The 14,485-nt window shown below is 51.5% G+C and carries 15 protein-coding genes; 9 read left to right on the top strand and 6 right to left on the bottom strand.

The features are described from left to right. From ABD892_RS02825 to ABD892_RS02810, 4 genes are all read left to right on the top strand, one after another. Window positions 1-694 (top strand): hypothetical protein (locus ABD892_RS02825; RefSeq protein ID WP_345193633.1); only part of this gene is annotated, 694 nt, incomplete at its 5' end. Further along, the gene (locus ABD892_RS02820) at window positions 694-1,737 is read left to right on the top strand and encodes a hypothetical protein (RefSeq protein WP_345193630.1); all 1,044 of its coding nucleotides are present in this window, start codon (window positions 694-696) and stop codon (window positions 1,735-1,737) included. The genes ABD892_RS02825 and ABD892_RS02820, both read left to right, overlap by 1 nt. Then, window positions 1,737-2,312 (top strand): hypothetical protein, encoded by a 576-nt coding sequence (locus ABD892_RS02815; RefSeq protein WP_345193628.1) that lies wholly within the window; start codon window positions 1,737-1,739, stop codon window positions 2,310-2,312. The genes ABD892_RS02820 and ABD892_RS02815 overlap by 1 nt, the downstream gene beginning before the upstream one ends. Window positions 2,313-4,148: 1,836 nt before the next feature. Then, window positions 4,149-4,382, top strand: a complete 234-nt coding sequence (locus tag ABD892_RS02810) for a hypothetical protein (RefSeq protein WP_345193626.1) — start codon at window positions 4,149-4,151, stop codon at window positions 4,380-4,382. A 1,314-nt stretch (window positions 4,383-5,696) separates the two neighbouring features. Here ABD892_RS02810 and ABD892_RS02805 read toward each other — a convergent pair. The 3 genes from ABD892_RS02805 to ABD892_RS02795 all read right to left on the bottom strand — a co-directional run bounded on the left by ABD892_RS02805 (window position 5,697) and on the right by ABD892_RS02795 (window position 10,044). Then, on the bottom strand, window positions 5,697-7,487 hold the full coding sequence (locus ABD892_RS02805; protein ID WP_345193624.1) for a cobaltochelatase CobT-related protein: 1,791 nt from the start codon (window positions 7,485-7,487) through the stop codon (window positions 5,697-5,699). Window positions 7,488-7,504: 17 nt separating this feature from the next. Further along, window positions 7,505-9,229: an AAA family ATPase gene (locus tag ABD892_RS02800; protein WP_345193622.1), complete on the bottom strand. Its 1,725-nt coding sequence runs from the start codon at window positions 9,227-9,229 to the stop codon at window positions 7,505-7,507. A gap of 113 nt (window positions 9,230-9,342) precedes the next feature. Next, a complete protein-coding gene (locus ABD892_RS02795) occupies window positions 9,343-10,044 on the bottom strand; it encodes an SET domain-containing protein-lysine N-methyltransferase (protein WP_345193620.1) in 702 nt (233 codons plus the stop codon). A gap of 181 nt (window positions 10,045-10,225) precedes the next feature. On the opposite strand from ABD892_RS02795, the gene ABD892_RS02790 reads away from it, so the two are divergent. Continuing rightward, entirely contained in the window at window positions 10,226-10,573 is a 348-nt protein-coding gene (locus tag ABD892_RS02790) for a NirD/YgiW/YdeI family stress tolerance protein (protein WP_345193618.1), read from the top strand. Between the two features lie 153 nt (window positions 10,574-10,726). Next, window positions 10,727-10,897: a hypothetical protein gene (locus ABD892_RS02785; RefSeq protein ID WP_345193616.1), complete on the top strand. Its 171-nt coding sequence runs from the start codon at window positions 10,727-10,729 to the stop codon at window positions 10,895-10,897. A gap of 11 nt (window positions 10,898-10,908) precedes the next feature. Here ABD892_RS02785 and ABD892_RS02780 read toward each other — a convergent pair whose 3' ends face one another. From ABD892_RS02780 to nudE, 3 genes are all read right to left on the bottom strand, one after another. Continuing rightward, entirely contained in the window at window positions 10,909-11,247 is a 339-nt protein-coding gene (locus ABD892_RS02780; protein WP_345193614.1) for a hypothetical protein, read from the bottom strand. 72 nt (window positions 11,248-11,319) lie between these two features. Further along, a complete protein-coding gene (gene cysQ, locus ABD892_RS02775; protein ID WP_345193612.1) occupies window positions 11,320-12,138 on the bottom strand; it encodes a 3'(2'),5'-bisphosphate nucleotidase CysQ in 819 nt (272 codons plus the stop codon). After that, complete coding sequence (gene nudE, locus ABD892_RS02770) at window positions 12,135-12,692, bottom strand: ADP compounds hydrolase NudE (RefSeq protein WP_345193610.1); 558 nt, start codon at window positions 12,690-12,692, stop codon at window positions 12,135-12,137. Before nudE ends, cysQ begins: the two co-directional genes overlap by 4 nt. Window positions 12,693-12,756: 64 nt before the next feature. Between nudE and yrfG the strand changes: the two genes are divergently transcribed. The 3 genes from yrfG (at window position 12,757) to ABD892_RS02755 (ending at window position 14,419) form a co-directional block, all read left to right on the top strand. Beyond that, complete coding sequence (gene yrfG, locus ABD892_RS02765) at window positions 12,757-13,413, top strand: GMP/IMP nucleotidase (RefSeq protein ID WP_345193608.1); 657 nt, start codon at window positions 12,757-12,759, stop codon at window positions 13,411-13,413. A gap of 18 nt (window positions 13,414-13,431) precedes the next feature. Further along, window positions 13,432-13,839, top strand: a complete 408-nt coding sequence (gene hslR, locus ABD892_RS02760; RefSeq protein WP_345193606.1) for a ribosome-associated heat shock protein Hsp15 — start codon at window positions 13,432-13,434, stop codon at window positions 13,837-13,839. Window positions 13,840-14,029: 190 nt separating this feature from the next. Then, window positions 14,030-14,419, top strand: a complete 390-nt coding sequence (locus tag ABD892_RS02755) for an AbgT family transporter (RefSeq protein ID WP_345193604.1) — start codon at window positions 14,030-14,032, stop codon at window positions 14,417-14,419. Window positions 14,420-14,485: the final 66 nt, after the last annotated feature.

Genomic DNA, 14,485 nt, shown 5'->3' with positions numbered 1-14,485 from the left:
AATCACGGTAACGGACGACTCCGGTACTCCCATCAATAGTGCGGATTACGCTGTGGACCTGGAAACCGGCACCGTCACCTTTGCAAACGATCTGGCCGGTACACTCACCATCCATGACCGTATTGAGCAGATGGCGTTGGTCAGCGATGTGCAGATCAGTGGTGACCTCAGCCTGGCCACCCCGTTGGCGTGGGATTTTCCGGCAGATGAAACCCTTGTCAGCAGCGCCGTCGTGTATGGCGACCTTCAATCCCGGGTACACGACGAGTTTACTCAGCGCACCTGGGACAGTGGTGAGCCCAACTGGAGTAACCATCGCATCGGGGACGACACCACGGCGCAGTACAACCTGATCAACTATCCCATCGAGGTCAGCAACAAAGGTGCGGTTGACGGCCGGTGGGCAATCATCTTCACCAGCAGCAGTACCTTTCAGGTAGTGGAAGAAAACCTCGGCATTATCGCGAGCGGTTCTACCAGCAGCGATTGCGCCCCCCTGAACCCGGAAACCCATGTCCCGTATTTCATTATCCGCTTTGACGGCTGGGGCACCGGTTGGAGTAGCGGCAATGTACTGCGCTTTAACACCACTGGTGCATTGGCTCCCTGTTGGCTGGTGCGAACCGTTTTATCAGGACAAGGCACTACGGACGATGACCGTTTCACCCTGCAGATTCGGGGGGACGCAGACTGATGGCAACCCTGGCAATCGGCAATGGCAGTCAGATTAATCCTTTCCTGATCCAGACACCGGAAGACTTTGAAGCAGTCTGGCATCACTCGGAGAACTATTACTACGAGTTGACCACTGATCTGGATATGGATGGCCGCTATCTCAGTCAAAACGACAATGGCGGCAGTTTCCATCTGGACGGCAAGGGCCACAAGGTCATCAACATGAACTGTGGTAATTACTGGCACTTCTGGGGCAGTGGCGATATTCGCAATATTGAGTTCTACATTGCCAGTGGTCTTACCACAGGGCTGCACCAGACTTGCTATAACGGGGCAGTGTTACAAGATGTGCGAGTTCATTGGCAGCATAGTAGTGAAGTTTACCTGTCTCGTGATTGGCCTCAGGGACAGCCTTTTTATCAGAATGTCGTACTCAGTGGTCTGGCAACGCTCAAGCACATCGCCAACCAAGGCGGCTTTGATGCCAGCGGCTGTTATGTGGCCATGAACCGTGATCCCAACAACAACGATGGCGTCCTGATCAGCAATATCTATGATCCGGCGGAGTACGTAAACCTGGATCCTGCCCTCTGGAATCTGACACAAGGAAGTGTTCCATCTCTGATCCCCAAAACCGGCGACTACAGTCGCTATACCCATGTGCTGGGTACCACATTAGTCGACGGCAGCCCTGTACCTAGAACGGTCAGGGCAGTGACTATGCAACGCCATGAACTTATTGCACAGCTCGACAGCGCAGGTGATGGCAGTTTTGAGCTGGTCACCAGCCCCTACACCGATGGCATTCTGGTGTATGCCTTTGATGCGTACGGTAGCGTGCTGAAGGCTGACACGGCTTACAGTATTGGTGCGATTACGCATCCCCAGACACCCAATAGCTATCGCTACATCTGCATTCAGGCTGGTACGACGGACGCAACACTTCCCACCGAACCCTGGCCAACGGATCAGCTGGCCAGCGGTACAACTATTTTTGAAGCCCATAAACTCCGCCAGCCCATGCTGCATGGGCCGGTCACACCGAAAAGGATACTCGGCTGATGGCAGGCTACATTCCCAATGCCGCCACGCTGGTGCTGTCGGTTCAGACAGACTATGACTCGCCCAACGCTGCCAATGTGGTACTGAATGTCCCGTCACTGGATGCGGCACAGACATTTGTCAGTGGTACGGTATCCCTGAACGGTGAGCCTGCAAGCAAAGAAATCGTGGTGCTGTCTTATAAAAAACAACCACGGCAGGGACAACTGGCGGAACGAATCATTATCGCAAGCGGTAATAGCCAGACAGATGGCAGTTTTGAGATTGAGTTGAACGGGTTTGATGAACCGGTATTGGTCGTCGCCATGGATGACTATGGCGATACCTGGCAAGCCAGCACCCGTTACATCGTTGAAGATGTGATCCATCCCACGACAGGGAAGTTCGAGGGTTTTGTCTATGAGTGTCTGGCGGAAGGGATATCCGGAACATCGGAGCCGGAGTGGTGGATTGACAATGGCAGCACTAACACCGGGCTGGTGGGAACCGCAGTGTTCAAAGCTCGGCCGTTCTATCAGGCAATAGTCCATGGACCTTTCCTACCAGCAATAAGACACCGCACTGGCGATGACTGATTACATGCCTGACCCATTTAATCTGATTCTGGATGGTGACAGTGACTATTCAGTACCTGATGGTGCAAGCATTACGCTGGATGTGGTTTTTGGCGAGCCGGTTAAACCACCGCCTGTCAGCTGGCCTGAAGCACCATCCGTTACACGCCGTTGGCAAAGTGACTGGCAAAAGGCCACACGCCGTGAAGGAATGACGGAAGCAGGATGGCGTCGTGCCGACCAGGTGGAAAGTGCTATGAATCTGCATCTCAGGGATGCATCTCAAAGACTGGAGCCTGTCTTTCAGCCAGCATGGGGGAAAGTACCGACTCAGGACTCTCATGCTGGCCAGGGTTGGGAAAACAGCCAAGCCTGCCAGATATCCACAGGTGGGTTATGGGGCGATGTGCCGCCAAAGGATGCCTTTCCCGCCAACACAGGCTGGGATGCCAGTATTTTGCCCACAGAGGCCGCCTGTGGGGCCTGGTGGGGCAACCCGCCGGGCAAGGATAATACCCGAGCCTGCGGCTGGTTTCGGGTGATGGCGCACTCTGCGGATGACCGCGACAGGGCCGGCTACTTACCGGAGCCCAGCCGTCTATCGTTTGTGTTCAGGAATGCGCTGTATACGCCGGAGAACAACACGGGCATCTGGTTTGCCTTTGGCCAGAAGGTTCCACACAAACCGGTACAGCCAAGAGAAAGCCGTAACGTTCTCTCATGGAACCGGGCAACGGCATATCAGCCGTCACAGCAACTTCCCTGGGGAGAAGGCTCTAGCGAACAACGCAGGGATGCGGACTACCGGATACGCTTTGCCGCCAACACCGATCCCGTCGATCCTCCTGATCCCACTACCCCGGACAGACCTGCCGAAAAGGACACCTGGCTGATCATGAACACGATTAACACCGTCACCTTGCCGGACAGAACGCCGCTTGATATCACTGACCTGACCATCAGCCTGGATATCGACAGCTTCACCTGGTCGCTGGTTGCCAAGGTCAACAACCGGCCAACGCTGGCACGAGTGCAACCTGACAGTGACGGGCCAAAGCATATTGAGGTCGTTATTAACGGTTGGTCCTGGGTCTTCATGATAGAGCGCTACAGCAGCGACAGACGCTTTGGTCGGGAGCAGTACACCATCCGGGGCGAGAGCAGAACAAAGTTGCTGGCCGCCCCCTATGCACCACGGCGCTCCCATACCGAGACTTCTCCCATCAACGCCCGACAGGCCATGGAGAACGAACTGCTTAACACGGGTTTTGCCATCGACTGGAATAGCAGCGGAGATGGAACCACGCCGGACTGGACGATGGACGGCGGTGTTCTTTCCTATCAGGATCTGACACCTATGCAGGTCATTGCCCGAATGGCCACCACCGCAGGTGCAGTGGTTATCCCAGCCGCTGCCAGTGACGCCTTGACGATCCAGCCACGCTATCCGTTCAGTCCCTGGCATTGGCAGGATGAAAGTACTGTGGTCAGCCACAGCGNCAATGCCGTTTATGTATCCGGCACCCATTCCGGTGTCGCCGTAGAGGTCACTCGTGCAGGTACCGCAGGGGATCAACCGGCACCGGATATTGTCGAGGCGTGGTTGACGGATGTAGATCTGAATACCGAGCGTGGAAGGAATGAGCTTAGCAAGGGCGGCAATCAGGAAATAGTCTCGCTGGATATTCCACTGACAAGTATTGATGAACCTCCGGGACTGGTGATGCCGGGTAAGCTGGTTGAGGTTACCGAAAGTACCGGAGCATGGTATGGCCTGTGTCTTTCCACCAGCATCCGAGCTCCACGCTCCGGCGCTGCCAAAGTCACACAAACGGTCGAGTTGGAGAGGCACCACTGATGGCAACTACTAATATCTGGAAACAGTTTGCCTCGCTACTACCTTCAAACATCAGGACAATTGTCACAATCATCAGCAATGACGGTAATGGCAAAAGCACTGCAGAATTACGCGATGGAACCATTATTATTATAAATGGCGAAAGTGTTTCACCACCACATAAAGCCCTTGTTGAAAACGGCGAAATTAAATATCAATTGCCAGATTTTGACATCGTTCAGCGTAATGTTTAACCCATCAATACTTAACGACATTTGTCGTTCTGTATGGATTTTTTAACGGCATTTTTAATAGTGCCCCTCACAAGCCCCTCGACATTTCAAATAAACGACTTATGACCATTATTTCAAATAGTTACACAATCAAGCGGCAGAGTTCGACTCCTTCAGCCGGCACCATATACGATAAAGCCCGAAGCGTTAATGAACACTTCGGGCTTGTTTGTATCTGCGTTTTTGGTGCAGGTATTAATGCTGGTAACTTAACATGCTATAGGCATAAACTTTCCCCCCTATAGCCCATGCACTACAGACTAACAGGCAAAACTATGTGGAACCCTTAGTCAGTAGCGAAACTGTAGTTTCAAAATCGCTATAATCTCTTCAAGTGAAGATATAAAGCCATATCTCATAAGTAACTTTGAGAAGTCCCTATTTGATGCCTCAGATCAGTCAAACATGATCAGAAAAACCTGTACTAAAGAACTCCCGATAAATCATGAATTAATCTCCGACCTAACATTACCGACATTATTTCTAACTATGGGAAACTAACTAACAGCCCAACAGTCTAATATGCTTCTTTGTTATGAAAGGGAATATTGTAACCATGAAACCTACAGGAAGCAGTCCAATTCAGGGAACTGAAAGAAGAGCAGAAACAGAGCAAGTCATAATGGAGAATCGTTCTAGAACAATGCGGCAGCAAAGCGAAGCATCGTCTTTCCCACAAACACCATCTCAAGTAACACCTTGCATCCGCTCAGAGCAAAGAACAATTACCTTTGCAGACTTCGACACAGCCCACTGGGTTCTATATCACTCTACCCCCCCCCAGAGGCGTCAAGTTCAAAAGTAAAGCTATCGACTTCAGTGATTACTATCAAAAAGAACAAATCGGACCACAGTCATATCAATATAAGTGCGACTTATGTAGAAAAATCGAAACAAATTCTTACCACATAAAACATCATATCAAAGATCATATATACGGTGAGAATAAATACAGATGTACAATCTGTAACGATGCATTCTTCTATCCTTCTGAGTTAGTTAACCACCTCACAAGAAATCACATTGACACTCACCCTATTGAGAAAATTCAAATAGAAGAACAGGAATCAATAGTGAATACATCCGATCAAACTACAGCAATAGAAACACCAACCACAGTGGTAACAGCATCACACACACAAACAAGCGCATCAGAGCCACAGCCTAGTACGTCATATGCTTCACCACCGAAAAGACAAAGAAAAAGTTAAGATAGGGTTTACATGCGCAGGCCAACCTCGACAGTTATATAAACAAGGTTTAGTCAATGTGTTCTTAGAGTGTCTTACCCAACAGAATCCGGGCAACCTGATCCAGTGCGGTTGAAATCAGGGAATCCACATCATTCACTACAACATGGTTGGGATAATAATCCTGAACACTGTCGTCCACAATGCCGATTCCCAGGGTTTCAACGCCATCCGCCTCTATTTCACTGACCACCTGCTTGAGATGTTCACCTAGGTGGGGAGGCGCTTCCACCTTGCAGGCACGGATATGCGGCGCACCGTCACTGAGTACCATCAGAACCTTGCGGGGTTCCTGTCTTACCCGCAACCGGTCATACGCCAACAACAAACTTTCACCATCACAATTACCGACATAGCACTTGTAGGGGAGCTGGTCGATAGCCGCCATGCTGGCGCGACACTTATTCAGGTTATCGTGATAACCCTTGAATTCCACCATATTGATGGGCTCATAGCGGGAGTAATTCAGCTTGCCGCTGAAGCTGAACTCATCAGGATGTTCGCGCTGGTATTGCCGAACCGCCACTTTCATCTCGTGGTTGCAGTCATCATCCCTGTTCGTACAAAAACCGAGGATTTCATAACTGACATCGGTTTTTTCCAGCGCTTCTGCCAGGGCAATCGTCGCCAGCATAGCCAGATGTCCCTTGTTTTCCTTGACCATGGATGTGCTCAGATCCACCAGCACACTCACCGCTGTGGCAATGTCGGTGTCTTCACGACGAACCGTGAACACATCCTCGTCACCGTTATACGCATTCACTAAACGGCGATTATCCAGTCGTCCCTGCAGCGCGCCGCCCGCCCAGCGGATATCCCGTTTTGCTGCCAAAGAACGTTCCAGTTTTCGCCGCAATGCGTTGATCTGGCCTGCTGTTTCACTCAGTACCTGTTGATATTGCTCCCGTAACTTGGGCTGCCGCAGTATTTCGCCGATATTGTCGCCACTGCGGCGATTACTCCAGGTATCGAATTCGGTCGACCAGGCGCGGTAAATCGTTTTTTCCCCTTTCAGGTGCTCACCAATCACCGCTTTCAGGGCAACAGATACATCACAACTATGGCCTTGCTTTTTTCCCACCTCACTGGCCCGACGATCCAGTGCCGGATTATTTTCAGGGCTTTCTGGCGGATCGTCTTCCCCGTATTCTTCGAAATGAACGATGGCATCAAAGATTTCATCCGCCAACGTCAATGCTGCTTCAGTCGATTCCAGCCCGCCAATACGCGCGGCCCAGGCTTCGCACATCTGGTAATGGTCATTCGTCATCTGTTGTTTTACAGCAGCCAGAAACTGGTCAATTTCACGGTTATTATCAATACCATTCAACTTGCGCCCCATGGCCGTCAGTGTGGCGGGCAACCATTGATACCAGGGTGTCTGCTGATCACTTTCCTCCACCTGCTCTTTCAGGGTTCGACAAACGGCACTGGTCACAGCGGAAAGGTTGCCACTGGCACCCTTGTAGTCCTGCATGACCAGACGCTCAATACGCGGGTCTTCAATACTCGCAGCAATGTCACGCTTCAGCGGGCATTTTGCCTTGTTGGCCTGCTGGTTATAACGACGCAGCTGATCCAGATCCGAGTGACGGAGGCGTCCCGTGGCATGGTCGATATAGCCGCGGCTGACAGCCCACTGGAATTCATCCAGTTCCGCCGCCATATCGAGGGAGGGATAAATGATCTTGTCGCCATCAACGCCGACCATATTGCCGCGAAAGACGATAGCGATTTTTTTACGTCCGAAAGTTCTCGAGGTACCCCGGCATTCATGGACAAAGGCCTGGGCAGTGATCGAGCCGGCGCGCTTCACGGATTACCCCAGCCCACTCAGAAACCGCAACCGGGAAAGACCCGTTGGGCCAGTCCACGCAGCACAATCTGATCTTCTTCATTGGCCCTGAAAATAATATTGGTATCAACCGCCATCCTTACCGCCGCCTCATGGCCACAGAGGTCTTCATAAAAGACATAATCCTCTGCTGCGCCGATGATATTCCTCAACGAGATCGGTTCGGTGATTTCTACACTTGTAAAGGCCGTGCGATGTTCATTCACGTAGGTCATCAGCAAATCTGACACCATCTCCGGCAGGTCAGACACATTGGATTCCAACACCCCCTGCTCATCCTCAACACACATGTAATCTATCGGGATGAATTTGTGGAAGCGATTCAGCAGCGCCCGGGACAAAACCCGCGTTCCCGGGTACAGGCCGCTTTCATCCCCCTGTCCCTGAGTATTGCAAGCCGCAACAGCACGGAAGAAGGGATTGGCTTTGATACGACGGGCACCATCATCAGTAATGACAAACTCGCCCTGATCCAACGCATTCTGCAGGGCATAGAGGACATCCGGACGGCCTGCGTCCAGTTCATCCAACAGCAGGATGGTGGGCGACTGCATGGCCTGGGGGAGAATACAGTCTACATACGTCGAGATGGTGGTGCCGTTATCATTCTCAAGCCGGGTCTGGCCCACCAGATCAAAACGGGAAATATCACCGTCAAAGTTGATTCGCCGTACGGGCCAATGGAGCCGTGCAGCTACCTGCTGGATCAGGGTGGTCTTCCCTGTACCGGTATGGCCATGAAGCCAGGCATTTTTTCCGGCTGCCAGCGTCGCCAACAGGGGTAACAGGGTCTTGGAATCAAAATGGTAACTGTCATCCAGCTCCGGTACCCAGGGGTGAACGTCTTCCCATTCAAACACAGGTAAAGCGAAATCCAGCACTTTACCCAGGTGCTTCGCCGCATCATCCCGGCAAAAGACCTCTGCAGCTTTCTTGAACACCACTTCACCGGCAGGAATGCTTAAATCCTTGCCCAACTCACTGGCCACGAAAGAACCCTGCATGGGCGCAGCAGCGCCTCGAAGTTCACGCTTGAGCCGGCCATTTTCATGGTTCAGCTCATCCACTTTTTTATCCAAGGTTTTGGCTTGCGCCTTCCAGGCATTGGTTGCACTGACAGCCTGGATAATCTCATCCATGCTGTAGGGCGATTCTGCACTCTGCAGCAGCGAATCTATCGCCTTGATCACACTGCTTTCATCCGCCAGCTTGGCCAGGGCGGGGTCAATGTCGATATGCAGGTCTGAAGAGTCTTCGTGCATGGTGTCTGCCTCCCCGGCACCTTTACCGGCATTTTTTTCCAGCGTTTCGTACATTTTTTCGATGAGATCCGGCGTCCAGGTGTTATGGCGGCCAAAATGCTCAACGGAAGGAAAGAGTGCCTCGTCGGTGTTATTGACAGCAGACATGAACTGGCTGAAGACGTCTTCCGGCTTATACCCATCCAAAACCAGAAAAATCATGTACAGAAGAGAGGTGTCGGAGAGCTTGTCACGAAAACTGGTGGCGTTGAATTTGGCAATTTTCACGGCGCCACTTTTGATCAGGCTATTGTCATGACCCGCTGAATTCCAGTTATGACTGACATAACAGGGCTTGAAGACGACATGCCACCATTTGCACAGTAGCGCGCGATCAGCCTGATGCTCCGCCAACTGTGCCAGTGTGGGTAACGTGGTGCCAATCGACCTGTCCCTGGCCATTCACCGTGCTCCAATAAAAGGTCTTCAGTAATGAATCTTAGTCAACACTGTGGAGTTCAGTGAAATGGGCACCCTGATAACAATGGCAATCACACAACCCTATTCTCATGGCATTAACGCTCTAAAGCTTCACGTCGCAACTTGATCCAGCCGTTACGGCCAACCGTGATATAGCGATCCAGGTCCATTTCAATATGGTCAGGATCGACTTCAAAGTCCTTATCGCGATCCGGATGGTAATCCCAGTACAGTTCTTCACCCGGCAGGATATCTTCCATCGCTACGGCAAATACTCGCCGATCATGGGTGACCAGCATGCTGAGATTGGGTTCATCGCTACTGTTAGCCAGACGTAACTGGGAACGCTCACCATCGGAGGCATCAATGCCCTGCTCAATGACCGGCGTATAATTCTCCCAGTCAGGCTCAATAGCCTCTTCTTCCTCGTCGTCAAACTCATACTCGTCAACGAGCCAGAGAATGTATGTGTCATTATCCAGAAAGATAGGGTAGCCGCTCTCATCCTTGTGCCACATAACGTATCGTCCCGTTGCCGGAATTTCGATACGGAAGGCTCGCCTGCCGGCGTATTCCCCCACCACACTGCCGGAAGGGATGAAATCGCGGGTAAACAAGCCTTTACCGGCGCCTTCAATACGACTGGCTCCTTCGGTCAAATCAAACTCATACCGTTTAAGGCGGGATTGCAATTGCTGGTTTTCAGTCGTCAGTTGCTCAAGCTTCTGACGGAGGCTGTCAGCATCATTTTGATCTGGTTTGTCCATACAGGCGATGTCTTTGTTATACCGATCCATGGTTTTACCTAACTGAATAAATCTGCCAATTAATAACTGCTGTTAAAGGAAAATTGATAGCTCGCCATGAAGAAAGAGTCAAATCTTTGTGGTTAGGCGCGCCGTAATAACAAACAGGGTTATCTATTCTTTTTTTAAGAATGTCTGAATTTCATAACCCTTGGCAATGGATTCCGGTCGCATGATAAAAGGATGGTCAATACTACGTTCGCTCCCATTATTATTGTTTACCGGCGCATTGCCGGCTGAAGAGTCCGTCGAAAAGCCCCTAATACAGCTGCGTGAGATTCTTTCCCAAACCGCAGAAAAAGGGGGCGCCACCATCTCCGGTATCGTCATCAAGCGAATCAGTCCCGGCAATTATCTGATCCACGACGGCACCGGCACACTGGAGGTCGATATCCCCCATCACCAGCTTCCTCCCGGCGGACTGCTACCTCACACGCCAATTCGCTTACAGGGTGTGGTACAGCACGATGAAAATGAAAATCTTGAAATTGATGTTGATACGATTCACTGGTCATTCTGAACGATAAAAACCGTACTCAATACTTCAGGACAGTGACCGAAAAACACTCATACGTTGTGAAATTGAACAATACTTTCACTGTCGCACTACGGAACCCAATGGGAAAAGGTTTGTCTACAAGACTGCCTGTTTTTTTATTAAAGGAATCATTTTATGGACAGCAGTAAACATTCCGTTCAGAAACATTCATCCGTTTCAGCGAAAACCGCTTCAAAAAACAAACGGCCAATACCGTTGCCAAAAAGTCGTCGCCCAACACCAGGCAAAGGCTATCCGTTTCCGGAGCGAATTCAGCAGGTTCCCAAACGACAGCTGACAGCCTGATGGTATGTCTGTCAGAGCACCCGGTCAGTGATTTGCTTGAAGCTGTAGGCCGGAATCACCTTGCAGAAATGGAAGACATCTTCCACGAAAAGCGCCAGTTCATCCTCTCCCTGGCCGAGCAGTTCACCAATCGCCTGATTGTCGGTCATTAAACCTGCGATCACAATCACCCGCGCAATCGTATCGCGATCACTGATTGCTGACATAACATCACTGCACGCCTGTTCCTGCGCCAGATTCTTCAGATCATCCATGCCATCATCATTGGCAATAACAGCGGTACTCCACAGCCATACGATGACAAACAAACTGCACAGTAATGTCAGTCGATCTTCCCTGTCTCGCCGCATAACGTTTCTCTCCGTGAGTGCTGACTGGAATTTCTACCATACCCCCGTTATGACGGCTTTTCGAGCCTGCAGTCAAAGCAACAGGTTTTCCCAGTCGACTGACGGATCCCCCACAACACTGAAGTCCGGATTCAGCAGGCTTTCCTTGCGATTGTAGCGAAGCGGCTTCAGTTCGGGATCCAGCACACGACCACCTGCGGCTTCAACAATCGCCTGGGCAGCAGCAGTATCCCACTCACTGGTCGGCCCTCGACGTGGATAGATATCAACAAGTCCTTCTGCCACCAGACAGGCTTTGAGCGAACTACCCGCCGTCGTGACATGCACCTCACCAAAGCGATGCTCAAAGCGTTGCATCAATTGTGGGATCGTATTCTCACCATGTCGTCGACTGACAGCCACGTTCATAATGCCTTCCGGCGCACAGGAACGTGTCGTAAGTTGTACCGGCTCTGTTTTATCGCATTGTCGCCAGGCGCCACCGATATCGCGTCCACCCATGTAGTAAACACCATTAACCGGCGCATAAATCACACCCAGTATTGAAACACCATTCTCAACAAGGGCAATGTTGACCGTAAACTCATCGGTACGGTCAACAAACTCCCGGGTTCCATCCAGAGGATCCACCAGCCAGTAGCGCTGCCAGGCCGATCGTTCTGGCCATGGCACGATGTCACTTTCCTCAGACAATAACGGAATTTCGGGCGTTAACGCCTTCAGACCTTCCCGAATACAGCGATCCGCTGCCAGGTCAGCCTCAGTAACCGGTGAATCATCTGCCTTGGTCTGAAGGCCAACATCGTCACGCTCATACACCGCCAGAATCGCTTTACCGGCTTGCTGACAGATTTCTCGCAGTGACTGCGCCAGTGACAACTCTGTGATCATGCTTCACCTCTTACGATATCCCGAACCATATAAAGTGCCGCCAACACACGGGCTTCACTGAAATCATCCCGGGCAATCAATGTCGGTAGGTCATCAAACGAGAAAACCTGGACACCCAATGGTTCAGGTTCATCCCCCTCCAGTTTTTCTTCATAAAGGTCTCGGGCCAGCACAATACGCATACTGTGCGACATGTAATTGGGCGACAATGTGAAATCAGTCAGGTATTCCAGATTATGAGCGCCATAACCGGCCTCTTCCTTCAGCTCTCGCTCGGCACCGGCGAGCAGATCTTCATCGGGCTCAACCAGTCCCTTGGGAAGAGACAATTGATAATCCTCGGTTCCCGCCGCATACTCCTCAATCATCACGAAGTGGTTGTCATCCAACAGAGGAACAACCATCACCGCCTGATGCCCGGAGCTGTATCCCCCCAGCCGCTCGTAGGTGCGTTCGACCCCATTGCTGAAGCGGAGTTTCATCCTTTCCACCCGAAACAGTGCCGAGCGGGCGACTTCCTGAGTCTCGAGAATTTCCGGTTTTTTCTTCATCATTGGTTCCACCCGGGCGCATGAAACTTCATTATACGACGTAGCTATACAACAATGTGCAAATATCATGATTGACTGGAAAACCATCGACACCGTCCTGTTTGACATGGACGGCACCCTGCTGGATCTACACTTCGACAACTACTTCTGGCTGCAGCACATTCCGGAGAAATACGCTGAAAAGCACGGCCTCTCCATGGAAAAAGCCTGCGCAGAAGTGGATGTGTGGATGCAGCAAACCATGGGCACTCTGAACTGGTACTGTCTGGATTTCTGGGACAAAACGCTGGGCCTGGAAACCGCCGTATTGAAACAGGAGCTGGCGCATCTCATCAGCCTACGACCCCATGTGGACGAACTTCTCAGCGCACTGAAAGCGGCCGGCAAACATATTGTCCTGATCACTAATGCCCATCAGGACAGCCTGTCCCTGAAAATGGAACGCATCTCCCTGGCACACTATTTTGACCGCCTGATTACCTCCCACGAGTTCGGTTACCCCAAGGAAGATCAGCGTTTCTGGGAGGCGCTACAGTCCAATGAACCCTTTAATAGGGAACGTACCCTGTTCGTCGACGACAGCATTCCTATACTCCGTTCTGCCCGTGAGTATGGCATCCGTGAGCTGTTGGCCATAAAACACCCTGACAGCAAAAAAGCAGCAAAAGATACCGAGGAATTTCCCGCTATCGACCAGTTTACGGAACTATTACCTGTTCTCTGATTCCAATCTGCAGGACCTATGAAAAACGACGATTCAACAGCAAAAATGCGGCTTGATAAATGGCTGTGGGCCGCCCGTTTCTATAAAACCCGTAGCATTGCCAAGCAGGCCATCGACGGCGGCAAGGTGCACGTCAATGGCAGCCGTGTCAAACCCGGGCGTGAACCCCGGCTGGGTGATGAAATCAAGCTTCGCCAGGGCTGGGATGAAAAAACGGTGATCATTCGTGCGTTGTCGGATGTGCGTCGTACAGCGACAGAGGCTCAGCAACTGTACGAAGAAACACCGGAAAGCATCCGCCTGCGGGAAGAAGACGCCGCACAGCGCAAAGTACTGCGGGGCAGCACACCCGTCCCGGAAAAGCGACCGGATAAAAAGCAACGCAGGGATCTGGAGAAACTACGTCAGCAAAACCTGGCAGAGTAGCACTCTATTCATCACGTCCTGGTCGCTAGCGACCAGGACGCTTTACAACCAGCCCACAAGAATAAACCGCATAAACTTGCGGGCTTTACGAATCATCATCTAGGCTGCAGGCACCGAAACAAACTGCCTAGTCACACACCACGGCGATGCATTCCCGGTTATCGTCTGGCAATGCTCAGAGACGTGCTCTATGTCAACCACACCATCCGATTCAGGGAAGGGTTCCCCCCACCACCAGCCGATGATCCGCACGTCCTCTCTCTCCCTGCTGGAACGTATTGGCAAGAAGATCCCTGATCCTGTCATCATTTTCCTGGGTTTATATGTGCTCTGCCTGCTGGCGTCTGTTTCACTGGCCGGGCGACAGTTTTCCACGCCCAGCGCCACCGGAAGTGACATTACCCACAGCATCCGGAACATGCTGGAACTGGACAATATTCGCTGGATATTCGATCACGCGCTCCTGCAGAACTGGCTCACCTTCGGCCATGGCATTCTCGGCGTTATCCTGATTGTCATGATGGGCGTCGGTATCGCTGAGAAATCGGGACTGTTAACGGCTCTGATTAGGGGCTGTTGACGTTTCATTGAAAGCCTTGAACCAAGCCTGAAAATCCGCAGTATGTTGCTACCGCTCATGCTTTCA

It is taken from the genome of Kistimonas scapharcae (assembly GCF_039540975.1).
Taxonomy (GTDB): Bacteria; Pseudomonadota; Gammaproteobacteria; order Pseudomonadales; family Endozoicomonadaceae; genus Kistimonas; species Kistimonas scapharcae.
The sequence above is the reverse complement of the archived record's forward strand: the minus strand, read 5'-3'. Positions and strand labels throughout refer to the sequence as shown.